This window comes from Mangrovicella endophytica (genome assembly GCF_002893625.1).
Classification (GTDB): domain Bacteria; phylum Pseudomonadota; class Alphaproteobacteria; order Rhizobiales; family Rhizobiaceae; genus Mangrovicella; species Mangrovicella endophytica.
This window is the reverse complement of sequence record NZ_PKMZ01000002.1, coordinates 651,080-673,990: the sequence shown is the minus strand read 5'-3', so window position 1 is coordinate 673,990 and position 22,911 is coordinate 651,080. Positions and strand designations below refer to the sequence as shown.

21 protein-coding genes, 3 tRNA genes and 1 pseudogene are annotated in these 22,911 nt (G+C 64.7%); 10 read left to right on the top strand and 15 right to left on the bottom strand.

The annotated features are described in order from the left end of the window. Positions 1–38: 38 nt before the first annotated feature. Positions 39–1,187: an AI-2E family transporter gene (locus C0R46_RS08790; RefSeq protein WP_245413478.1), complete on the bottom strand. Its 1,149-nt coding sequence runs from the start codon at positions 1,185–1,187 to the stop codon at positions 39–41. Positions 1,188–1,533: 346 nt separating this feature from the next. Between C0R46_RS08790 and C0R46_RS08785 the strand changes: the two genes are divergently transcribed. After that, positions 1,534–2,049, top strand: a complete 516-nt coding sequence (locus tag C0R46_RS08785) for a DUF1801 domain-containing protein (protein ID WP_102959192.1) — start codon at positions 1,534–1,536, stop codon at positions 2,047–2,049. An 80-nt stretch (positions 2,050–2,129) separates the two neighbouring features. Here C0R46_RS08785 and C0R46_RS08780 read toward each other — a convergent pair whose 3' ends face one another. The 4 genes from C0R46_RS08780 to C0R46_RS08765 form a co-directional block, all read right to left on the bottom strand. Then, positions 2,130–2,921 (bottom strand): amino acid ABC transporter ATP-binding protein, encoded by a 792-nt coding sequence (locus C0R46_RS08780; protein WP_102959191.1) that lies wholly within the window; start codon positions 2,919–2,921, stop codon positions 2,130–2,132. Between the two features lie 10 nt (positions 2,922–2,931). After that, positions 2,932–4,428 (bottom strand): amino acid ABC transporter permease, encoded by a 1,497-nt coding sequence (locus tag C0R46_RS08775; RefSeq protein ID WP_102959190.1) that lies wholly within the window; start codon positions 4,426–4,428, stop codon positions 2,932–2,934. Positions 4,429–4,435: 7 nt separating this feature from the next. Beyond that, positions 4,436–5,638, bottom strand: a complete 1,203-nt coding sequence (locus C0R46_RS08770) for an amino acid ABC transporter permease (RefSeq protein WP_102959189.1) — start codon at positions 5,636–5,638, stop codon at positions 4,436–4,438. Positions 5,639–5,737: 99 nt separating this feature from the next. Then, positions 5,738–6,757 carry an amino acid ABC transporter substrate-binding protein gene (locus tag C0R46_RS08765; RefSeq protein ID WP_102959188.1) on the bottom strand — a complete coding sequence of 340 codons (1,020 nt, stop codon included), beginning with the start codon at positions 6,755–6,757 and terminating at the stop codon, positions 5,738–5,740. Between the two features lie 212 nt (positions 6,758–6,969). On the opposite strand from C0R46_RS08765, the gene metC reads away from it, so the two are divergent. From metC to C0R46_RS08740, 5 genes are all read left to right on the top strand, one after another. Then, positions 6,970–8,175 carry a cystathionine beta-lyase gene (gene metC / locus C0R46_RS08760; protein WP_245413477.1) on the top strand — a complete coding sequence of 402 codons (1,206 nt, stop codon included), beginning with the start codon at positions 6,970–6,972 and terminating at the stop codon, positions 8,173–8,175. 77 nt (positions 8,176–8,252) lie between these two features. Continuing rightward, positions 8,253–8,906: a nucleoside/nucleotide kinase family protein gene (locus C0R46_RS08755; RefSeq protein WP_102959187.1), complete on the top strand. Its 654-nt coding sequence runs from the start codon at positions 8,253–8,255 to the stop codon at positions 8,904–8,906. A gap of 228 nt (positions 8,907–9,134) precedes the next feature. After that, positions 9,135–9,211, top strand: a tRNA-Pro gene (locus C0R46_RS08750). 53 nt (positions 9,212–9,264) lie between these two features. Then, on the top strand, positions 9,265–9,570 hold the full coding sequence (locus tag C0R46_RS08745; protein WP_157944599.1) for an ETC complex I subunit: 306 nt from the start codon (positions 9,265–9,267) through the stop codon (positions 9,568–9,570). 163 nt (positions 9,571–9,733) lie between these two features. Then, a tRNA-Arg gene (locus C0R46_RS08740) sits at positions 9,734–9,809 on the top strand. Between the two features lie 453 nt (positions 9,810–10,262). Here the strand turns inward: C0R46_RS08740 and C0R46_RS08735 are convergent. From C0R46_RS08735 to C0R46_RS08720, 5 genes and pseudogenes are all read right to left on the bottom strand, one after another. After that, entirely contained in the window at positions 10,263–11,741 is a 1,479-nt protein-coding gene (locus C0R46_RS08735; protein ID WP_102959283.1) for a protein adenylyltransferase SelO, read from the bottom strand. Positions 11,742–11,930: 189 nt separating this feature from the next. Continuing rightward, positions 11,931–12,119 (bottom strand): hypothetical protein, encoded by a 189-nt coding sequence (locus C0R46_RS08730; RefSeq protein ID WP_102959185.1) that lies wholly within the window; start codon positions 12,117–12,119, stop codon positions 11,931–11,933. Between the two features lie 291 nt (positions 12,120–12,410). Continuing rightward, entirely contained in the window at positions 12,411–13,256 is an 846-nt protein-coding gene (locus tag C0R46_RS08725; protein ID WP_157944598.1) for a hypothetical protein, read from the bottom strand. A 196-nt stretch (positions 13,257–13,452) separates the two neighbouring features. After that, positions 13,453–13,635: pseudogene (locus C0R46_RS21085) on the bottom strand (IS3 family transposase); the annotation flags it as partial. Between the two features lie 43 nt (positions 13,636–13,678). Next, positions 13,679–13,870 carry a helix-turn-helix domain-containing protein gene (locus tag C0R46_RS08720; RefSeq protein WP_157944597.1) on the bottom strand — a complete coding sequence of 64 codons (192 nt, stop codon included), beginning with the start codon at positions 13,868–13,870 and terminating at the stop codon, positions 13,679–13,681. A gap of 306 nt (positions 13,871–14,176) precedes the next feature. Between C0R46_RS08720 and C0R46_RS08715 the strand changes: the two genes are divergently transcribed. After that, complete coding sequence (locus C0R46_RS08715) at positions 14,177–14,791, top strand: hypothetical protein (protein ID WP_102959182.1); 615 nt, start codon at positions 14,177–14,179, stop codon at positions 14,789–14,791. A gap of 164 nt (positions 14,792–14,955) precedes the next feature. Here C0R46_RS08715 and C0R46_RS08710 read toward each other — a convergent pair whose 3' ends face one another. Both C0R46_RS08710 and C0R46_RS08705 read right to left on the bottom strand, forming a co-directional pair. Beyond that, positions 14,956–15,438, bottom strand: coding sequence for a DUF192 domain-containing protein (locus tag C0R46_RS08710; protein ID WP_245413476.1), 483 nt, complete (start codon positions 15,436–15,438; stop codon positions 14,956–14,958). Then, positions 15,435–16,013 (bottom strand): cold-shock protein, encoded by a 579-nt coding sequence (locus C0R46_RS08705; RefSeq protein ID WP_102959281.1) that lies wholly within the window; start codon positions 16,011–16,013, stop codon positions 15,435–15,437. The genes C0R46_RS08710 and C0R46_RS08705 overlap by 4 nt, the downstream gene beginning before the upstream one ends. 414 nt (positions 16,014–16,427) lie before the next feature. On the opposite strand from C0R46_RS08705, the gene C0R46_RS08700 reads away from it, so the two are divergent. The 3 genes from C0R46_RS08700 to C0R46_RS08690 all read left to right on the top strand — a co-directional run bounded on the left by C0R46_RS08700 (position 16,428) and on the right by C0R46_RS08690 (position 18,570). Then, positions 16,428–16,868, top strand: a complete 441-nt coding sequence (locus C0R46_RS08700) for a VOC family protein (RefSeq protein WP_102959181.1) — start codon at positions 16,428–16,430, stop codon at positions 16,866–16,868. A gap of 185 nt (positions 16,869–17,053) precedes the next feature. Then, positions 17,054–18,220 (top strand): YcbK family protein, encoded by a 1,167-nt coding sequence (locus tag C0R46_RS08695; protein WP_245413475.1) that lies wholly within the window; start codon positions 17,054–17,056, stop codon positions 18,218–18,220. 275 nt (positions 18,221–18,495) lie between these two features. Further along, positions 18,496–18,570 (top strand) — tRNA-Glu (locus C0R46_RS08690). A 55-nt stretch (positions 18,571–18,625) separates the two neighbouring features. Here the strand turns inward: C0R46_RS08690 and recJ are convergent. From recJ to C0R46_RS08675, 3 genes are all read right to left on the bottom strand, one after another. Then, complete coding sequence (gene recJ, locus C0R46_RS08685) at positions 18,626–20,419, bottom strand: single-stranded-DNA-specific exonuclease RecJ (protein WP_102959180.1); 1,794 nt, start codon at positions 20,417–20,419, stop codon at positions 18,626–18,628. A gap of 22 nt (positions 20,420–20,441) precedes the next feature. Further along, positions 20,442–21,431, bottom strand: a complete 990-nt coding sequence (gene glpX / locus C0R46_RS08680) for a class II fructose-bisphosphatase (protein WP_102959179.1) — start codon at positions 21,429–21,431, stop codon at positions 20,442–20,444. A gap of 161 nt (positions 21,432–21,592) precedes the next feature. Further along, a complete protein-coding gene (locus C0R46_RS08675; protein ID WP_102959178.1) occupies positions 21,593–22,897 on the bottom strand; it encodes a homoserine dehydrogenase in 1,305 nt (434 codons plus the stop codon). Positions 22,898–22,911 lie beyond the last annotated feature (14 nt).

Below are 22,911 nucleotides of genomic sequence, written 5' to 3'. Positions count from 1 at the left end.
GACGAGTTGGCGGGCGCTTGGTCGCAAACCCGCCTCGCTCACTCCTCCTCACTCGGTGGCTTGTTCACGGACAGGAAGTCGCCGAACGGCTCCAGCGGCGCGATATAGCTGGAAAAGACCTTGAAGCCGACCATCACAGGCACGGCCAGGAACATGCCAACGACGCCCCAGATCCAGCCCCAGAAGGCAACCGACAGGAACACGGCGGCCGCATTCATCTCGAGCCGGCGGCCCACCACCATAGGCGTGATGAACTGCCCCTCGATGGTCCCGACCAGCAGATACAGCAGCACCGGCACGATCGCATCGGTGAAGGTGCCGAGCTCGGCAAGCGCGATGACGCCCACGAGCGACATGCCGGCGAGCGAGCCGAGATAGGGGATGAAGTTGAGAAGCGTCGCCAAGGCGCCGAAGATGACTGGCGACGGCATGCCGACGATCCACAGGCACAAGCCCACGGCGACGCCGAGGCCGACATTGATCAGCGTGATCGTGAAGAGGTAGCGCGATAGTTCGCGCTCAATGTCATGCGCAATGTGGAGCGCCCGCTTCTTGTCAGACAGGGTAGGCATCGCCCGGACGAGCTTCTGATAGAAGAGATCGCCCGAAGCGAGCAGGAAGAACAGGAAGACCAGCGAGAAGGCGATGCTGGCGAGGATCTCCGGCAGCTTGGCCGCCGCATTGTCCAGCAGGCCGGGGTTCTGGACCACCACTTCGCGCGGTGCTTCATCCGTTGGCTCCTCGCCGATATGGCCGACCTGCTCACCGGCGCGCTGCAGGCGGCCGAACCGGTCGCGGATCATCTTCATCTCGCTGTCGACCGCGCGGACATAGCGTGGTGCGTTGTTGACGATGTTGGTGATCGGATCGCTCAGCATGTAGAAGCCGAAGATCAGCGTCACCAGCGCGCCGACGACGAGAAGGGCGGCCGAGACCGGCTCCCAGATATGCAGCCGCCGCTTCATGAAGCGCACGACCGGGCTGAGCACGAGCGCGAACAGGAGCGCGATGACCACCGGCAGCACGAAGCTCGCGGATAGATAGAGCGCGCCGAAGAACAGGATAAAGAAGATGCCGACCACGGCCCAGCGGGAACCACTCTCGAATGTCTGGGTGTTCACGAGGCCAATGGCTGGCGCGATGGTCGTGTTCTTCTCGGCCTTCGCCGCAACAGGTTGATCAGCCAAGATGTCGGACCCTCGAAAAATGCGCGACAGAAACGGTGCGGAGCGTTGCCCGTTCCGTCCAAAGCCGTGGGATGCAAGGCTCGATGAAGGATATGCTAACGCCTCCGGGTGCTGAACGAGATCGCAGGCTCATGAAACGCGGCCGGTCAGCCCGTCCGGGTTACCCTGGCCGTCTGGCAGCGCATCGCTACCTTCAGTCTGATAGGGGCCTCCGGACGATCGCGATCAACGTCAGGCGCTCGGTCCACTGCGCGCAGTCGGACGGAAACTGCGGAGCCTCTTGCCCGCGCCGCTCCGTTGCGTGACGTTGAGCCGGGCATGGGCAGGCGCGGCGGGAGAGGCATGAATGGCGAACCGAAAGCGGGAGAGTGGCCCAGCCACCTTGAGCGCTCCGCCTGGAAGCGGCGAGGCCAGGCCGGTCGAACAGCCGCCGACCCAGACGGCGCCGGAGAAAAAGACGGGCCATCTCCTCAGCGGCGGCAATCCGCAGATCCCTAAAGGCGACGGGGATGCGCCCGTGCAAGCGTATATCGCCGCCATGCCAGGCTGGACGCAGGCTCTTGGTCAGCGCGTCGACGCGATCGTGACGGAGACGGTCCCCGACGTCCGCAAGGCCGTGAAGTGGAACTCGCCCTTCTATGGCGTGGAGGGCCAAGGCTGGTGCCTGTCGTTCCACGTCTTCACCCGCTACGTGAAGCTCACCTTCTTCAACGGCGTCCATCTGCAGCCGATGCCGCCCGGCGGCACACCGAAGTCGAAGGAGGCGCGCTGGATCGACATCCACGAAGGTGATGCACTGGACGAGGCGCAGATGACCGACTGGGTCAAGCAGGCTGCCGCCCTGCCTGGTTGGATGCCCTGAGCCGCGATCAGCCGGTGACCGGCTGACAGCTGGCGAACAGCAACGCCAGACGGCGCCGCCTCACCTCCGGCCAGGCTGCTTCAGTGCAGAATCTGCGACAGGAACAGCTTGGTGCGCTCGTGCTGCGGGTTGGTGAAGAACTCCGTCGGCTCGTTCTGCTCGACGATCTGGCCGGCGTCCATGAAGATGACGCGGTTGGCCACCTGGCGCGCAAAGCCCATCTCGTGGGTTACGCAGAGCATCGTCATGCCCTCTTCCGCGAGCCCGACCATGACGTCGAGCACTTCCTTGATCATCTCCGGATCAAGCGCCGAGGTCGGCTCGTCAAAGAGCATGATCTTCGGGCTCATGCAGAGTGAGCGCGCGATGGCGACGCGTTGCTGCTGCCCGCCGGAGAGCTGGCCGGGGTACTTGTTGGCCTGCTCGGGGATCTTGACGCGCTTGAGATAGTGCATCGCGATCTCCTCGGCCTGCTTGCGCGGCATCTTGCGCACCCAGATCGGCGCGAGCGTGCAATTTTCCAGGATCGTCAGGTGCGGAAAGAGGTTGAAGTGCTGGAACACCATGCCGACCTCACGGCGCACTTCGTCGATCTTCTTCAGATCGTCGGTGAGCTCGATCCCGTCGACCACGATGCGGCCCTTCTGATGCTGCTCCAGACGGTTGATGCAGCGGATCATCGTCGACTTGCCCGAGCCCGAGGGGCCGCAGATGACGATGCGCTCGCCGCGCCGCACCTTCAGGTCGATGTCACGCAGCACATGGAACTCGCCGTACCACTTGTTGACGCCGGCAAGCTCCACCGCAATCTCGTCCGAGATCGCCATCTTCGGCCGCGGCGCGACGGCACTTTCGATTGGCTGAACGCTCATGGTCGAATTCCTATCGTTTGTGCCCGGTGTCGAGCCGCCGCTCGGTCCAGATCGAGTAGCGGGACATGCTGAAGCAGAACAGCCAGTAGATGAAGGCTGCAAATATGAGGCCAGTCGCGGGCGTCGACTCGGTGATCCAGTTCGGATCGCTGAAGCCACGCCGCACTGTGCCGAGAAGGTCGGCAAGCCCGATGATGTAGACGAGGCTCGTATCCTTGAAGAGGCCGATGAAGGTGTTGACGATGCCGGGGATCACGAGCTTCAGCGCCTGCGGCAGCACGATCATTCGCATCTTCTGCCAGTAGCTCAGCGCCATGGCGTCGGCTGCTTCGTACTGCCCCTTCGGAATCGCCTGAAGACCGCCGCGGATCACCTCCGCCATGTAGGCCGCGGAAAACAGCGCGACGCCGACAAGCGCCCGAAGGAGCTGGTTGAAGTTGACGCCGTCCGGCAGGAACAGCGGCAGCATGAAGTTGGCCATGAAGAGAACGGTGATCAGCGGAACGCCGCGCCAGAACTCGATGAAGATGATCGACAGGAGGCGCACCGTCGGCATGTCGGAGCGCCGGCCGAGGGCCAGCATGATGCCGAGCGGCAGCGACGCTGCGATACCCGAGACGGCGACGACGAGCGTCACGAGAAGGCCGCCCCACAGATTGGTGCCGACCGGCCTCAGCCCGAAGTCGGTCGTCATGACGACGATGAGAGCAAGCCCCGCAAGGATCGGCATCAGCAGTGACATGAGGACGGCTGTCCCGCCGGCGCGCAGACCGCCGGCAACCGCCGCCACCAGCGCCAGCCCCGCAAGTACGAAGCCCGCCATCGACAGGATCGAGAAGTCCACGTTGAGGAACTCGACGCGCCGCGAGGACACCGGGCCTGCTGCGAGCAGCACAAGGAGCGCCAATATCATCAGGAGCCCTGCGGCCTTGAGGAACGGTGCCGCCGGGGCCGCATCCATCTGACTTCCGGCCGCCATGTAGCTCGCCAGGGCAGCGGCGAGCACGATCAGCGCGATGCCGCCGCCGGAGAGCTCGAACTCCCCGCCGGTGAGGAGAACCAGAGCCACGAAGGGGAAGACGGCAAAGAGCAGCACCGCGTTCCAGCGCTTGTACGGGACGCTGGGTATCGCCAAGCCGAGGCTGAGCACGGCTAACAGAGCGAACACCAGGTCGACACGCCAGCGCTGATCCAGTGGATAGAGGCCGTAGACGAACTGGCTGTACTTGGCACGGATGAACGCCCAGCATGCGCCGATCTCGCCATCGCCAGTCGGGAGGCATGCGGTGCGATCCGAACCGGTGAAAACAGCGTTGATCACCGCCCACTCGATGATGTGATACCCCGCCCAGACGATGAAGATCAGGGCTGCGAGGGTGAGGACGGCATCCGTTGGCGTGGCAAATAGGCTGCGGCGAACGCGGCCATAGATGCCGAACTCGGAACGCGGCGGCGGCAGCGGTTCCTTCTGGCCGCGAGCGACGAACGGGGCGACTTGCTCTTCCATGGTCGTCCTACCGCTCGACCAACGCCATTTTGGCGTTGAACCAGTTCATGAACACCGACACCAGCAGGCTGATACCGAGATAGACCACCATCCAGATCACCACGACCTCGATCGACTGACCCGACTGGTTGAGGACAGTCGAGCCGACGGCGACGAGCTCGGGATAGCCGACGGCGAGACCGAGCGAGGAGTTCTTGGTGAGGTTGAGATACTGGCTGGTCAGCGGCGGGATGATGACGCGGAACGCCTGCGGCACGACGACGAGGCGCAGCGCCTGGCTGCGCTTAAGCCCGAGCGCCGCGGCCGCCTCGTTCTGGCCGCGCGACACAGACAGGATGCCGGCCCGTACGATCTCGGCGATGAAGGCGGCCGTATAGATCGACAGGGCCAGGAAAAGCGCCAGGAATTCCGGCTTGATCTGGAGGCCGCCGACGAGATTGAAGGTGCTTTTGGCGGGATAGGTCAGCGTTGCCGGCATGCCGGTGACGAGGAAGACGATCGCTGGCAGACCGATGATGAGAGCGAGCGCCGGTAAGAGCAGGCGTGTGCGCTCGCCGGTCGCCATCTGCCGGCGGCGCGCCCGCACGCGCATCAAGACGGTCGCGACGACTCCGGCGACGAGGGCTGCGAAGGCGATCCACGCGAGAGTATCGAAAGCCACACTCGGCGCCTGCAGGCCGCGGTTGGAGATATAGGCGCCAAAGGGCAGACTGAGCGCCTGGCGCGGCTGCGGCAGGATCGACAGAACGGCGAAGTACCAGAACAGGATCACCAGCAGCGGCGGGATGTTGCGGAAGATCTCGACATAGACCGTCGAGAGGCTGCGGATCAGGAAGTTCTGCGATAGGCGGCCGATGCCGACCAGGAAGCCGACGACGGTCGCCATGACGATGCCGGCAACGGCGATGATCAGCGTATTGGCGATGCCGACGAGGATCGCGCGGGCATAGGTGGCGTTGCTGTTGTAGGCGATCGGTGTCTGAGAAATATCGAACCCTGATCGGGATTCGAGAAAGCCAAAGCCGGACGCGATGTTGTTCTGCGTCAGATTACGCGCCGTGTTGTCGACGATCCACCAGGAGAACGCGACCAGTGCGACGACCAGGACCACCTGGATCACGATGCTTCGAACAGTCGGATTGCTCAGCAGCGACCCTCTGGCGGGCTGGCGCGGTAGCGGCCTTGTATCTGCGGTGGTCGACAGCGTCATCGCCTTCCTGGGCTGGTGGAAGCCACCGCGAGCGGGCGGCATGAGTAGCGGCAAGGCCAGGAAGGCCGGCGACGTGCCGACCTTCCCAGATGGTCATGCTTAGCGGATCGGCGGCGCGTACTGGAGCCCGCCCTTCGTCCAAAGGGCATTCTGGCCACGTGCGATGCCGAGCGGAGTCTTGGAGCCGACATTGCGTTCGAAGATCTCGCCGTAGTTGCCGACCGCCTTGACGATCTTCACCACCCAGTCGTTGGTGAGGCCGATGTCCTGGCCGAAGGTGCCGTCGCCGCCGAGCATACGGCGGATCTCCGGGTTCTCGGACTTGGTCATCTCCTCCACATTGGCCTGCGTGATGCCAAGCTCCTCGGCGTTCAGCAGCGCGAAGTGGGTCCACTTCACGATGTTGAACCACTGCCAGTCGCCCTGCCGCACGGCTGGGCCGAGCGGCTCCTTGGAGATGATCTCCGGCAGCACGATGTTGTTGTCCGGCGTGCCGAGCTCGAGGCGGGAGGCGTAGAGGCCCGAGGCGTCGGTCGTCAGCACGTCGCAGCGGCCGGAATCGTAGGCCGAGTTGGTATTGTCCTGGCTCTCGATGACCACCGGGTTGTATTCCATGTTGTTGGCACGGAAGTAGTCGGTCAGGTTCAGCTCGGTGGTCGTGCCGGCCTGCACGCAGACGGTGGCGCCGGAAAGCTGCAGTGCCGAATTGATGTTGAGGTCCTTGCGGACCATGAAGCCCTGGCCGTCGTAATAGTTGACGCCCACGAAGGCGAGGCCGAGCGAAGTATCGCGGCTGATCGTCCAAGTCGTGTTACGGGCGAGCAGGTCGATCTCGTTGTTCTGCAGCGCCGGGAAGCGCTGCACCGCCGACAGCGGCGTGAACTCGACCTTGCTCGCATCGCCGAAGACGGCGGCCGCGACGGCTTTGCAGTAATCGACGTCGAGGCCCTGCCACACGCCCTGGTCATTCTGCGAGGCAAAGCCCGGCAGGCCCGTATTGATGCCGCATTTCAGATGGCCGCGCGCCTTGACGTCGTCGAGCGTCGCAGCGGATGCGCCGCCGAACGCGGTTGCGGCCACCGCGAGACCAATTGCGGCCGTGAGGAGCTTCAATGTCATCAGGATCTTCTCCGTGTCGAAACGTGTCTCGTGAGGTCTTGCGACCAACCCGCCTATGCCGCAAGGAGGGACGCTCGCCAGACGTGATAGTCTTTGTGCAAGCTCAATCACATGCCATAAAAATTGGCAGGTCAAGCGAGCGGCGCCTTTTTCGCTAACCTTTCCACGGCGGACCTGCGTGCTGCCTATTCCTTCAACGAAGAGCTGAAGCTTTGAGCAAGACCGAGAAGCAAGACGGCCCCGTAGCCGGTCTGAATACGCGCCTTTCACATGGTCCTTACAATCCGGCCGGATATCACGGCTTCGTCAATGCTCCGGTGGTGCATGCTTCTACCGTGCTCTTCCCGAATGCCGGCAGCATGCGGCGCCGCGGTGAGGTCCGCTACACCTACGGGCTGCGTGGCACCCCTACGATCGAGGCGCTCGAGGCCGAGCTCGACGCACTCGAAGGCTCGGCCGGAACGATCCTCGTGCCGTCCGGGCTAGCCGCCGTCAGCGTCCCGCTGCTGGCCTTCCTGCGCAGCGGCGATCATTGCCTCGTCGTCGACAGCGTCTATTCCCCCACCCGCAACTTCTGCGAGACGGTGCTGAAGCGGTTGGGAGTCGACGTTGAGTATTTCGACCCGTCCCTTGGGGCCGACATCAAGACCAAGCTGCGGCCGGACACAGGCGTGGTATTTCTGGAAGCGCCAGGCTCCAACACCTTCGAGATGATGGACGTGCGCGCCGTCTGCGATGCCGCCCATGGCGTCGGCGCAGTGACGATGCTGGACAACACCTGGGCGACGCCGCTCTACTTCCGGCCGCTGGAGCACGGGGTCGATCTCTCGATTCACGCGTTGACGAAGTATCCCGGTGGCCATTCCGACGTGATGATGGGCAGCGTGTCGGCGACGCGTGAGACGATCACGCAGCTGCGCGAGACCCAGATGGCGCTCGGCATCAACGCATCGCCGGACGACGTCTACCTCGTGCTCCGCGGCCTGAAGACGATGGGCGTGCGGCTGGAGCGGCATGGCGCTTCGGCGCTCACCATCGCCCAGTGGCTCGAAGGCCGCGAGGAAGTCGCGCGCGTCCTACATCCGGCCCTGCCCTCCTTCCCCGGCCACGATCTCTGGCGTCGGCAGTTCTCCGGCACCAGCGGCCTGTTCTCCTTCGTCCTGGCAGGCGGCGGCTTCGATGAAGCGGATGCCTTCCTCGACGCGCTGCAGATCTTCGGCCTCGGCTACTCCTGGGGCGGGTTCGAGAGCCTCGCCGTGCACGCGAACCTGTCGGACCGCACGATCGCCGTCGCGCCGGCCGAGGGCCCGGTGATCCGGCTGCAGATCGGTCTTGAAGACGTGCCGGACCTGCAGGCGGACCTCGAGCGCGGCTTTGCCGCTATCGCTGCGCTGAAGGGCAATCGTCATGCCAGCTAATCCTCAAAGCCGGGATCGAACCTTGCGCCGGCCGCTGAACCGCCGGCTCCAAACCGCTTAAAGGACGAGCCGCATCGATGCAGGCGACGACGATCGATCTTCTGGTCGAGACACTGCTGGCCCGTGGCTCTGAGCGCCGTATCCTCGTTGCCATGGCCGGACCGCCGGGCGTCGGCAAGAGCACGGCGGCCGAGGCGCTGGAGCACCGGCTGAGCGCCGCGCGCCCGGGCTGCGCAGCCATCCTGCCGATGGACGGCTTCCACTTCGACGACCTGGTCCTGGAGGCGCGCGGGCAGCGCCCGCGGAAAGGCGCGCCCTTTACCTTCGACGTCGACGGCCTTGGCGTGGCGCTGCAGCGCCTGCGCGCCGATGACGGCAGAGAGGTCGCGGTGCCCGTCTTTGATCGTTCGATCGAGATCGCCCGTGCCGGGGCGCGGATCATTCCACCGGGCGCCCGGTTCATCATCGTCGAGGGTAATTATCTCCTGCTCGACCAGCCGCCCTGGACCGGCCTTGCAGCGCTGTTCGACGTCACGGTGATGCTGGATGCGCCGCTGGCCCTGCTGCTCGATCGCCTTCATCGCCGCTGGACGGATATCGGCCTGTCCCCGGCGGCCGCACTGGAGAAGGTGGAAGCCAATGACGCGCCGAATGCCCGGCTGGTGATGGAAAACAGCCGTGCAGCCGACTTCAGCCTGCGAACGGACGCGACGCGTCCAATCTCTCCCTGATCGGCGAGGATGCCCGCAGCGTCACAGTCCATCACCATCGCCGCGCTGGCGACTAGAATGCCGACTGCGACATCCAAGTGCCCGCCACGCCCCTGGCTCTGATCACGACCGGCGCCATGCAGGACCTGCGCCTGGTGACAAAGAACCCGGCATCGGTACGAAGAAGCCTTGCCAGTTCGGCGGCTTGAAGCTAGGTACGACAGCGATTTCCGGGCCCGCCTCGGCAGTCGGAGCGTAGCGCAGTCTGGTAGCGCATCTGGTTTGGGACCAGAGGGTCGCAGGTTCGAATCCTGCCGCTCCGACCAATCTGGCCCTGATGAGCAGCGTGAGGCCGCCGATGCGGCCTCGGAGAGGTCAGATGGTCGCGCGAATCTATCGTCCCGCCCGAACCGCGATGCAATCCGGCAAGTCGCAGTCGGTCGAATGGCTGCTGATGTACGAGCCCGAGGAGCCGAAGACGATCGACCCGCTGATGGGCTATACGTCGTCGGGCGACATGAAGGCGCAGATCCGCCTCTCCTTCGAAACCAAGGAAGAGGCTGTGGAGTACGCCGAGCGCAACGGCATTCCGTATCGTATCGAGGAGCCGAAGGAAGCCAAGCGCCGCCGCGTGTCCTATTCGGATAACTTCCGCTACGATCGCCGGCAGCCCTGGACGCACTGAATTCAAGCGCTGCGGATATACTGAGTTCCGGCACTGCGCCGCCCAGCCGGCAGATGAGAACCGGAAGCCTTGGACGCACTGAACAGCGGTGAGGCGCCATCGCTGATGGACAGGCGGCGCTTTCAACGTCGCAGCCGAGGCGATGCGGTTGAGGCCGCACACCGGCCCCGTAGCTCAGAGGATAGAGCACCGGCCTTCTAAGCCGATGGTCGCAGGTTCGAATCCTGCCGGGGTCGCCAGTCTTTCCAACATCTTAGCGCCGATTTCCTCCACCGGCATGTTACATCATGTTGGGCGCTGGTTCCCTTGATCTCCAGGGGTTCCCTTAATCCTCGCAGCTCAATACGAGGGTGCCATCAGGGCAGTGAAGTACATTGCCGCCAGCGTGCTTTGGCACACCGCGGCCTTTATCTCGATCAGTGGCAGCGTGTACCTGCTGGCGCAGGATCAGGTGGCGTCAGGTTTGTTGGTCCTGACATGCAGCGCCGTTCTTCTGTTTCGCTGGCTGCGTCGGATAATACGTACCCGGTAGCCGCCAGGGACAGGATTGTCCCACCCGTCCCGGCCGCTGCTGCCGAGACCGGTAGGAAAAGGCGTGGCAGCCTGTCGGCCCATGCCCCCGCACACCCCCGCGAAGGTGGCGGCTCAAGTTTACCAATGACCCACGGCGGTTCGGCGACGGACCTTCAGCTTCAGGTCCCGCAAAAAGTTCTATAGACGCGCCCGTCGCGCGCCGGTGGCTCAGCATAGCTCGCGAAGCCTGCCTGATCTTCGTATGGCTTGGAGAGAACGGTCAGAAGTTCCTCAAACGGCGCGAAGTCCTGCTTTTCCACGGCGGCCTCGATGACGGCCTCGACGCGGTGGTTGCGCGGGATGAAAGCTGGATTGACGCGCTGCATGGACGCTCGGCGCGCCGAACCTTCCTGCGGCTCTTCGACAAGACGCAACCGCCAGCGCTCGGCCCATGCATCGTAGGAGGCAGGATCCGCAAACAGGCTACGCGCCGCCGCGTCGCCTTCGGGGCCAGCGGCTGCGTCACACAGCCGACGGAAGGTCAGGGTGAAGTCGGCCTCGCCAGCGGCCATTCGGTTCAGCAGATCCTGCGCCAGCTCAAGATCATTCTCCCGCTCCGACAACAGACCCAACTTGCGACGCAGCCCGCCGAGATAGGCGTCGTTGAACCGTTCCGCAAACGCCGACAGCGCCTCCTGCGCCTGCTCGATGGCTTCGTTCTGGTCATCGGCCAGAAGAGGCAGCAGGCATTCCGCCAGCCGCGTCAGGTTCCACTGCGCGATTCCAGGCTGGTTGGCATAGGCGTAGCGACCGAACTGGTCGATCGAACTGAACACGGTGGCGGGGTCGTAGGCATCCATGAAGGCGCAGGGGCCATAGTCGATGGTCTCGCCCGCGATCGACATGTTGTCCGTGTTCATCACCCCGTGGATGAAGCCGACGAGCAGCCACTGCGCAATGAGGCGAGCCTGGCGCGCGATAACCCCCTCCAAGAAGGCCAGGTAGGGACGAGCAGCGCCCGCCGCTTCCGGGTAGTGTCGGGTGATCGCATGATCAGCCAGAGCCCGTACTGCATCCACATCACGGCGTGCCGCGAAGAACTGGAACGATCCGATCCGGATGTGACTGGACGCGACCCGCGTCAGCACCGCACCTGGCAGCGGGGTCGCCCGCATCACCTCATCGCCCGTTGTGACAGCGGCGAGTGCCCGAGTGGTCGGAATGCCGAGTGCCGCCATTGCCTCGCTGACGAGATACTCGCGCAGAACTGGTCCGAGGGCCGCTCGCCCGTCGCCGCCGCGGGAAAACGGTGTCCGACCAGCCCCCTTGAGCTGGACGTCCCGGCGCGTTCCATCCCGATCGATGAGCTCACCCAGAAGGATCGCCCGCCCATCGCCGAGCTGCGGCACGAAGTTGCCGAACTGGTGCCCGGCATAGGCGGTCGCGATCGGCTCGGCGCCGTCCGGAACCCGCCTGCCAGCAAGAATCTCTACACCCGCCGGGGTGGCGAGCTCGTCCGGATCAAGCCCGAGCTGGGTGGCGAGGTTCCGATTGAGCTTGATGAGGTGCGGACCAGAGACCGGGGTCGGCTTTATCCGCGCATAGAACGAGCTCGGTAGCCGGGCATAGCTGTTGTCGAAGGCAAAGTGAGCCGTCACGACCGCGATCCTTTCATGTGAGCAGCGGCCGAGAGGCGTTTCGCCGCTTGTGACGATCATTCCGGGACACTGGCCTTTCCGGCTTCCGGTGCGGATCCGGATATGGCGATGTTCGGACATCATTTCCAGCACGGGCAAGACGAAGCCACCTGCCCTGTGAAACTCGAACTCCTCGGGCTCCTCCTCCGCTCATCCGAAGAGCGCGCGATCGAGCTCGTCGATGAACAAGATCCAAGGCAACGCGCTCGGCTTACCGCCTTCTGCTTTCAATGCGCGCATATGCGCGACCTTGGCGTGCTGGTTGCCAGCCGGTGCGATGAGCGAGCGCTCCGGCATGCTGAAGCCCTGATCGGTGAGTTGCTGATCGAACAGGTTCAAGAGCGAGCCTCCAGAACGAGCGCGAGCAAGTCGCGGATCACACCCGGCGGGGCGGCACGACGGCGGACGGTTCAACGCTCACAAGGTCCGGGGGTCGTAGAGAGCTTTGGCATGCGATCCATCGCGCTGGCTGATGCTGGCCAACGCGGTTCTGCTCACGCTGGCGTCCATCGATGTCGAGGCCACAGGCGCTACCGAAGACCTTCCGATCCATGGCTGTTCTCCTCTGGTGCGGGCACGAGAAAGCCGCCTCAGAGGGGCGGCTTGCAGAAGTCGGGCCACTAGGCAGGCTCAGGAAGGGAGGAGAAACGTCTCGTCGAAGCCAGGTCGATAAAAAGGCCTATACGCCTCCACGTGCTCCGCAAAAATGGCTCGGTACGCACGTCGCTCAGCGGCCGTCAGGAGCTCAGCTTCGGGATAGAGGTCCGGTCTTGATCGACCAAGTTCACGCAGCTCCCTTATGAGGGAAACCCGCTGCTCACCGGCAATACCGACGATGTTCGCGGCTCTGAGCACCTCGATCAGCGGCGCTGGAAGGCTACGGTTCTCATCGTCCTGCCTCGGCTCGATATCCAGACCATCGGGCAACACATGAAGCATCGACAGGAAATCGAGGAAGATACTCCCGTTCGGCCACTGCTTCCGGTCATAGGGCGCGAGGGTCAACTCCCATTGCGACCTCATCCAATTCGACAGCTGGCGTCGATAGGTTGGATCCGGGCCTATTTTGTCCCTCAGAGGAATCGTCCGCGCGTTCTTTCCCCTCACGGTTTGATTGTAGGCGGAGACAACAAAATCGTCAGGCGCTCGCAGATAAGCGATAACTTCCGTCTCAAACCCGTCGATGCTGTGAGCGAAGGCCTCGATGTCGAACGGGCGTTGGACGAAAACCTCTGAGCTCATCAGGTAAACCGGGCAGCCTTCGTCCGCGGCCACATTCAGGCGAGCCCGGAAAGCGTCCGGCGAGTATGTCTCCCCAGGTCGAAATTCAAACACCCGTAATGTGTGATTTTTATGCCCCTCTGGCGGTTCATACCAGATGCCACGGTCACGCAGACGCTCGCGGTTGGTGTGGAGAAAGCCCTGTAGAGCAGAGGTCCCCGTCTTGTGAATACCGATGTGGATGACGAGCTTCATGCTAAAGACCCGATGCGATCGCAGGGTGCATCTAAGAGATGCGGCAAGGTCGCCGCGCTCCTCGATATTGTGAGCATATCACTGCAAGTTTCGGCATGGCGTCATAGACGCCGGCCTGACGTTGCACCTCTTCCTCCGTGGCAGCATCGCTGCGAGCGAGCCGCACCGTGTTTACGGCAGGCTATTCATGCAAGTGCTACGCGGCGACGGGGACGACCTCAAGCTGCAAGTGGTATGCGGCTTCGGCCTCGGCGGGTGAGATGTTTCTAATCGGCTCCAGCAGCCGATGGTTGTTGAACCAGTCGACCCGTTAGAGGGTGGCGAACTCGACAGCTTCGAGGGAGCGCTAGGATCCGCCGCGGTGGATCACCTCAGTCTCGAGCCCCAAGAGACTCAGGAGCCGTATCGAGGGCAGTGGTTGCTCAACCCTCCAACGTCTCGACGCTGACGCCGAAGTGGGCCGCCAGAGCGCTGACAACCGTTCGCGGCGCCGATAGGCGTCCGTTCTCGATGGCTGCTACAATGGCCGGTGCGATTTTCGTCGCCTCAGCGACGTCCTGGATCGTCTTGCCGTCGGTGACGCGGAGGCGATGGATGTTTTCGGCGATAGGCATGGCTCCATCTATCCCACCGACCCGCATTCAACCATAGCGCCGGGCGCCGTCCCGCAGCAGTACAATTCTCGCTATCGCGAGGACTCGCCGGTTAGAGACGATCAGCCGTCCTCCTTCCCGCTATGGGCTCGCGCAGGACCAGACGGTGGCAGGGCCGCAAACTTGCTCCATTCCATCCCTAACCCTGCGGACGGTCGATGATCATCACCGTGGTGATGCCCTTGCTCATGAGCAGATCGTCGATGCCCACAAGGAGAAACCCGCGCAGCTCATCGGACGCCGCGCACATAATCAGGGATGTTCTGCATGAAGAGACTTCCGTATCTCGCCATGATCATGGCGATTGCCATCACCGCGCCGGCTCTGGCCGAGGAGTTCGAGAAGGCCGGCTCGCAGCTTCAGCTCGGTGAAACCGCCACGGTCCCGCACCTCGTGCCAAAAGGACCTGAGGTGCCGATCGAGCTAAAGGTCACGGCCATCGAGGAAGGCTCTGCCGACGATCTAAAGGGCTTCGAAGTGCCCGCCGAGCTGGCGAATGCGCGTCCCTTCTATGTGCGATACGAATACACGAACGCGAGCGGCGAAGACCTCTCGGCCCAGCAGGTCGGCGCCTTCGTCGCCATCGACGACCGAGATCAGGTCCATTCCCCCGCGCTGGCGATGAGCGGCGGTAGCTTCAACAAATGCACCACCAAGCCGGCAGCTAGCCTGACACCGGGCAAAACGCATGAGGGCTGCGTCATGTTCATGATCCATGAGAATGGTCGCATCGTCGCGGCCGCCTACAAAGGGCACTACCGTGACGAAGCCGGCGTTGACACGCAGAAGGCCTTCCCGATCTACTACAATCCCATCCGCTGGGCAGCGGCAAAGGCACCCGGTGACGGCCCGACCGCCCGCAAAGGCGTGATCATCCAGTAGCCGGAACGCGGGAGTTCGGACCTCAATCGGACGCAGCTCTGAACCGAAAGATGGCGCCGGGACGCGCCATCTGCGGTCGGTCGATGGGGTCGGCAGAACGGGCTTGAAGCGCGAAACCGGCGACGCAGCCGTCACCGGCCTTTGACCTAGAACCGCTCGAGGCTCTACGGCTTGGCGCCGATCAGCGCGTGCTCGACGCGGTCGCCATCCTTGAGGCCGTAGCCGGCCGAGGCCCCGCCGTTCAGCTCCAGCACGTAGCGGACCGGTTTCCCGGATGGCACGGTCTTGAGCGACAACGGCGGCACGTTGGTCGCAATCCGCTCCACGACGCCGGTCTCCCCGATGAAGATCATGTCCAGCGGAATCAGCGTGTTCTTCATCCAGAAGGAAACCGGTTCCGTCTGCTCGAAGCTGAACAGCATGCCGTGATCCTTCGGCATGGACGGGCGGTTCATCAAGCCCGTCGCGCGCGCCTCGGGCGTGTCGGCGATCTCGACGGTGATCGAGTGACGTCCCGTCGATGTGACCAGTGTCGCCTCGGACGTCCCGGCGCCGGCAACGGCGTAGAGGATCGACCCGCCGAGCGCAGCGGCAGCGGCCAGGCCGCCGATCCACCGTGTCCGCCCGGATTTGGTCGCGCCGATCAATGCGACACCATCAGTGCCGGTCCCGTCTCGGGATGCACCTCCGCCGCCATCAGGCCCTTTGATCCTTCGCCGAAGCGCACGAGCACGGTCTGGCCGGGCCGCAGCTCTGTCATGCCGAAGCGGCGCAGCGTCTCCATATGTACGAAAATATCCTCCGTCCCCTCGCCGCGCGTGACGAAGCCGTATCCCTTGGTGCGGTTGAACCATTTCACGACGGCCGGCTCGAGATCGCTGGTCGGCACGACATTCACATGCGTGCGCGACGGCGGCAGTTGCGACGGATGGATGGCGGTCGAGCGGTCCATCGACAGGATGCGAAATGCTTGCAAGCCTCGTTCTCCCTGCTGCACCTCGCAGACGAGCCGAGTGCCCTCCAGCGCGGTGGAATAGCCATCCCGCCTCAGGCAGGTGACATGGAGGAGAATATCCGGACCGTCGTCATCGGGGATAATGAAGCCGAAGCCCTTGGCGACATCGAACCACTTGATGTGACCCGAAACGACCTCAAGGCCGGCGCTCGATGCCTGTGACTCGGCACCGTCATCCTGAGGTTGTGCAAACAATCTATTCGGCATCAGGCAGGCCCGCATTTCCAGCCCAAACGAATCATGCCGACCGAGGATAGCATCAGAACGGCGCAGTCCGCCAAGGGTCGGCGATGGAATTCGCTCGAATTCTACAGACAGCCAATGTTGACCTGCAGACGCCTGTGACAAGCATCAGCAAGTCTATTTATTCGAGCTGATTCCTGAAGCTTCGCCCGCCCGTTACTCCTCTATATGTTACGGATGATCAGCGGCTGCGATCGACGCTTTGCGCTCGTTCGGCCACTGCGCAAGCTCCACGGCAGCCAAATGGGTTTATGGCTTGGCGATCCGCAGTGATCCTCAACCTTTCGATCAGCGAGACAGGATCGCTGAATCTTCGAGGCCACGGTTGGCTGCGGTCCGGCCCGCCCTACCATCAGCCGGACGAATTGGAGACAGTTGATGCGCTACCTTCACACCATGGTCCGAATCCGGGACATCGACGAGTCGCTCGACTTCTACTGCACCAAGATGGGAATGGTGGAGACCCGCCGGACGGAGAACGAGAAGGGCCGCTATACGCTGATCTTCCTCGCCGCGCCGGGCGATGCTCCGACCGCGAGGGAAACGAAGGCACCGCTGCTCGAGCTGACCTTCAACTGGGACCCGGAGACCTATACGGGTGGACGCAACTTTGGGCATCTCGCTTTCGAGGTGGACGATATCTACGCCTACTGCCAGCAGCTCATGGAAGCCGGCGTGACGATCAACCGGCCTCCGCGCGACGGCAACATGGCCTTTATCAAGTCGCCGGACGGCATCTCCTTCGAGCTGCTTCAGAAAGGCGAAGCCAAGGCGCCGGCCGAGCCTTGGAGCTCGATGCCGAACACCGGCAGCTGGTGACGCCTTTCTGACGCCGCATTGTAGCCATACGGGCAGGACCGGGTTAAATTCCTGTAAGGTTGATCGGTCGGCTGCCGCGATCTCTGCGGCAGCTCTGGTGGGGACCAGACCGGTCAAAGTGCAAATGCCGCCGAGACGACGCGCCGCAGGCGCCGTCATCGACGGACCGGAGATGCCGCTCGGGCATGTCCGTCGAGAGGGTGGACCGTGATTTGACGATCAAGACGCCGCGCGCCTGCATCGCGCTTCTGCGCCGCACCACGCTCCTGGCTGCGGTGTGCCTTTCGGCACCTCTGGTCAGCAGCTGCGTATCAGCCGTCGACGACACGTCGTCCTTCGGCTTCAATGCGAACCCGCAGGGTGCCAGCGCGTCGACGCCTGGAAGCCCGGCTGAGGACGCGTCGAGCGTCGCTTCGGGCGAAGACGACAAAGCGGGCGCTGAGACCGCTGAAACGCTGGCTGCTGCTGCCGGTTCCACTGCGGGCAAGGCAACCGCCGCCGAGGCTGAGGCAAAGACCTCGGACGCCGAGGATAAGAAGACCGCCCTCCTCACCCCGACCTCAGGTCCGGGCATCATGCCGCCGCTGAAGCAGGGCGACGCCGCTGAGGACGACGGCGACAAGCCGATCGCGACCGGCCGCACCTCGATTGCCGCCTATGCCGGCGGCACGGTGCGCGGAAGCAGCAGCACACCGCAGGCCAACAACACGCTGTTCGCCTCTCTCTTCGCCGATTCGAAAGCCAAGACACCGATCCGCAATGCAGAAAAGGACAAGGGCCGCCGCGTCATCCTGAAGACCGATGGTCCGCCTGTGCCGGTCGGGTCCGACAACGCCCTGCCCGGTGTCGACCCGTCTTCGCTCTTCGAGATCGGCCAGCGAGCCTCGGCCGACGACGAGGACATGATCGAAGACGCCAGCGATCAGCGCAGCTATCAGGTCGCCGCGCTGACCGGCATGGCGCGCCTGTCGCCGAACGGGCTGCTGGTGCAGCGCGAGGACGTCCAGACCGCATGCTTCGGCAGCGATCTCGTGGGCCTTCTCCGCGCCGTCGAGCAGAAGTTCGGCAAGAAGGTCGTGGTGACCTCGGGCTATCGCAGCCCCTCACACAATCGTCGCGTCAACGGCGCGCGCCGCTCGATGCACATGCAGTGCAAGGCCGCCGACATCCAGGTACCGGGCGTCGATAAGTTCACTGTCGCGAGCTTCGTGCGCTCGCTGCCGGGCCGCGGCGGCGTCGGCACCTACTGCTACACGACCGCCATCCATGTCGACACCGGCCGCGAGCGCGACTGGAACTGGCAGTGCCGGCAGCGTCGTCGTGTCGCCAGCGGCAATTCGGACAACTCCTGATCCGTCATCAACCGGGCCGTCCCTGCGCAGGGCGACGGCTCGCAGGTGCTCGATGATGGTCCTGCGCGTATCGCCGCAGCAACCGCTCTGCGGTCGATAGGGCCGGCAGGCCCCGGCCGATGCACCCGACGCCGACGCGGTTCCGGCGGCGCTGCTCGCGGGCAGCCCCGTCTTCATCCGGAGCTCGGCTATCGGACGGCTTCTGGAATAATCGCGAAAGCTAGCTTCGCCGGACCCTTGCAGGACCCGGCGAAGCACCGTATACAGCCCTCGCTGCGCCCATCGTCTAGCGGTTAGGACGGCGCCCTTTCACGGCGCAAACAGGGGTTCGATTCCCCTTGGGCGTACCATCCCTCTCCCAAAGCACAGATACTCTGCAGGTCTTTCGATCGTGCGTCTTGCGCGCTACTCGAACGCTTCCGCGAGATCGATCAGCCGGAACGAGACGTCTTCGCGGCCGCGATAGCGGTCGAGGCTGATCGTCCCGGCTGCATGCACCGGCCGGTCGCGATCGCGCAGCAGCCGCTGCCCGAGATCGGTGTCTTCAGCCCGGAAGGCGATGACGGAGGCCGTCGATCCATCCGCCGCCTTCAGCGTCGCGCGCACATGGCCCTGGCCGACGACGGAGGACGAGGCGATGCGGTGGCGCGCCAGTGCAAAGACAGGCGACGCGTGTCCTGCGCCGAAGGGTCCTGCCCGCTCCAGCGAATCGACCAGCTGCGGCGTCAGGCCCATGGCACTGACGGCACCATCGAGGCGCAGCGATTCGCCTGCACGCCGGGCGTCCGCGGCAGCTCCGCCTCGCATCTCCAGGAAAGCGCGGAAATCGCCGAGGCGTTCGCGCCGCACGGTGATGCCGGCCGCCATGGCATGGCCGCCGCCTTTTTCCAGGATCCCGGCCGCGACGGCCTCCCGAACCATGGCTCCGAGATCGACGCCGGCGACGGAGCGGCCCGAGCCCGTTCCACGTCCGTCCGCGTCGAAGGCGATCGCGAAGGCGGGCCGGCGGTGCCGCTCCTTCAGCCGCGCCGCGATCAGCCCGACAATGCCGGGATGCCAACGCTCCGAGGCCGTCACGAGGATCGCGGGTCCTTCGCCGGCGCCGATCTCGGCGAGGATCTCTGCCTCGGCCTCGGCAAGCATCGCTCGCTCCATCGCTTGGCGCTCTTCGTTGAGGAGATGCAGCTGCTCGGCAAGCGCCGTCGCGTCGTTGTCGTCGTCGAGTGTCAGGAGACGGCTGCCGAGATGAGCTTCGCCGATGCGCCCGCCGGCATTGATGCGGGGCCCGAGGATGAAGCCGAGATGGTAGCTGTCGGCTGGACCTGACAGCCGTGCGATCGTCGCGAGGGCCTTCAGGCCGGCGTTGCGGCGCTGGCGCAGCATGGCGAGGCCCTTCACCACGAAGGCGCGGTTCAGCCCGGTGAGCGGAACGACGTCGCAGATCGTCGCGAGCGCCACCAGGTCGAGATGCTCCATGATGTCGGGCAGCGCACTCGCCGGGCGACCGCGGCGGCGCAGCTCGCGCGAAACCGCAACGAGCGTCATGAAGACCACGCCCGCGGCGGCAAGGTGCCCCTGCCCGCTCGTATCGTCCTGCCGGTTCGGATTGACCAGCGCGAAGGCGCGCGGCAGGTCGGGACCGGTCTGGTGGTGGTCGAGCACGACGACGTCCGCGCCGACCCGGCGGGCGGCCTCGACCGGCGTGAAGGAGGCGGTGCCGCAGTCGACCGTGACGATGAGGCTCGCGCCGGCGCTGGCGAGTTCGCGCATCGCCGCATCGTTCGGCCCATAGCCCTCGGTGATCCGGTCCGGAATGCGGATGGTCGCGTCGATGCCGAAATGCCGGAGGTAACGGCAGAGCAGCGCCGCCGACGCGGCGCCGTCGACATCGTAGTCGCCGAAGATCGCGACGCCTTCGCGGCGGTCGATGGCATCGGCGATGCGCGATGCTGCGAGATCCATGTCGGTCAGCCGCGATGGGTCGGGCATCAGCGCGCGCAGGGTCGGATCGAGAAAGCCCGGCGCCGCGTCGGCCGCCACGCCGCGGGCCGCCAGAACGCGTGCGACGACATCGGGCAGGCCATGCAGCTGCGCCATCCGCAGCGCCTGCGCCTCCGCCCGCTCGTCAAGCGCATGGATCCAGCGCCGCCCCCCGATCGAGCGCTCGATGCCGAGGAACGGCCGCTCCTTGCCTGCCATGGGTGTCCGTCGAACTGACGCTCTAGAGACCGAACTTACGCCGGTCATAATGGCGTCCGCGCACCTCGCGGACCGTCTGCGTGTGCGAGCGCATCACCAGCGTGTGCGTCTCAATCCGGTTGGGATAGAAACGCACGCCTTCGAGGAGGTTGCCGTCGGTGACCCCTGTCGCCGCGAAGATGACGTCGCCCGAAGCCATCTCGTATTCGCGATAGATGCGATAAGGGTCGCTGACGCCCATCTTCTCGGCCCGAGCGCGCTTTTCGTTGGTATTGAGCTGCAGGCGGCCCTGCATCTGCCCACCCATGCAGCGCAGTGCCGCAGCGGCCAGAACGCCCTCGGGCGCCCCACCGATCCCCATATAAACATCGATCCCGGTCTCGTCAGGATCGGTGGTGTGGATGACGCCCGCAACGTCACCATCGCCGATCAGCCGGATGGACGCACCGCTCGCGCGCACCGCCTCGATCAGCGCAGCGTGACGCGGACGGTCGAGGATGCAGGCGGTGACCTCGGTGACCGGCACCCCCTTCGCCTCGGCGATCGCCAGAAGGTTCGCCTCGGGCGAGCGCGACAGATCCACGACACCATCGGGATAGCCGGGGCCGACCGCGATCTTCTCCATATAGACGTCGGGCGCGTTGAGGAGGCTGCCGCGCGGCGCGACGGCGATCACCGCCAGCGAGTTCGGCAGGTTCTTGGCGCAGATCGTGGTGCCCTCGAGCGGATCGAGCGCGATGTCCACCGCCGGCCCGTTGCCGGTGCCGACGGTCTCGCCGATGAACAGCATCGGCGCCTCGTCGCGCTCGCCTTCGCCGATGACGATCGTGCCGTCGATGGCGAGCTTGTTGAGCTCACGTCGCATCGCGTCGACGGCGGCCTGGTCGGCCGCTTTCTCGTCGCCGCGCCCGCGCAGCATCGCAGCCGCGACCGCCGCCGCCTCGGTTACCCGGGCGATCTCCATCGTCAGCAGCCGGTCGAGCGGCAAGAGCCTCCCCGCCGTGTCATTCATGCCTCTCTCCCACGCGGTCGCACCGCGGCTATGATCAGGATGGGTACGAGCGAGGCGCCCGTCTCCCACCGGATGCCGCGTGCCGTCGAGATATGCGCGTCCAACATGAAAACGCAATGTCGTCGGGCATCAGGACGACGGCCCGTTCGGCAGTTGCAAGATCAGTCGAGCGCCTCGATCCGGATCATCCGCGGCTGATCCTTCAGGTGGCCATCCTTGAAGACGCTGTCGAGCGCCTTTCGCACGGCCGCCTCTGTCGTCTCGTGGGTGATCAGGATCACCGGTGCGGTGACGTCGTCAGGCCGCTCAGCGCGCCGGCGCTGCACGATCGATTCCAGCGAGATCTGGTTCTCGGCCATGCGCCGGGCGATCGAGGCGAAGGCGCCGACGCGGTCGAAGACCGACAGGCGGATATAGTAGCCGCCCTCATGCGCCCGCATACGCGCCCGCTTATAGGGAGCAAGGCTCGCCGCCGGGATGCCGAGCGTCGGGCAGTGGGCGCCGGATGCCAGATCCACGATATCCGAGAGCACCGCCGAGGCCGTCGCGTTGCCGCCGGCACCGGGCCCTGCAAGCAGGATCGAACCGAGGAGATCGGTGTCGACCGCCACCGCGTTGGTGACGCCGTCGATCTGCGCCAGCGCCGAATGCGCGGGGATCATCGTCGGATGGACGCGCTGCTCGATGCCGCTGTCGGTTCGCTGCGCCACCGCGAGAAGCTTGATGCGGTAGCCGAGTTCGGCCGCCGCCTCAATGTCCTCGGTGGTGACGTCCGAGATGCCCTCGATGAACACCGATTCGAGATCGATCTCGCAGCCGAAAGCAAGCGAGGTCAGGATCGTCAGCTTGTGGGCGGCGTCGAAGCCGCCGATGTCGAAGGTCGGATCGGCCTCGGCATAGCCGAGCCGCTGCGCGTCGGCGAGGCAGTCGGCGAAGGCGATCCCCTCCTTCTCCATGCGGGTCAGCATGTAGTTGCAGGTGCCGTTCAGGATGCCGTAGACGCGGCTGACGTCGTTACCGCGCAGCGCCTCGCGCAGGGTCTTGATGATCGGGATGCCGCCGGCGACCGCTGCTTCGAACAGGATCGTCGTCCCCTTTCGCTGCGCGAGCTTGGCAAGCGTCACGCCGTGATGCGCCAGCAGCGCCTTGTTGGCGGTTACCGCCGGGATGCCCCGGTTCAGCGCCGCCTTCACCGCCTCCAGCGCCGCCCCTTCCGAGCCGCCGACGAGTTCGACGAACACGTCGATCTCCCCCTCGCGCGCCAGAGCCACGGGATCGTCGAACCAGGAGAAGGCGGACAGATCGACGCCCCGGTCCCGGCTCCTGTTGCGGGCCGAGACAGCGGTGATCTCGATCGAGCGGCCGCCACGCAGGGCAAGAGCATCGCTCTTGTCGGCGATCAGCCGGGCCAACGCGGCGCCGACCGTTCCAAGCCCGGCAACGCCGAGCCTCATCGGGCTAGCCATAACAGTCCTCGAGA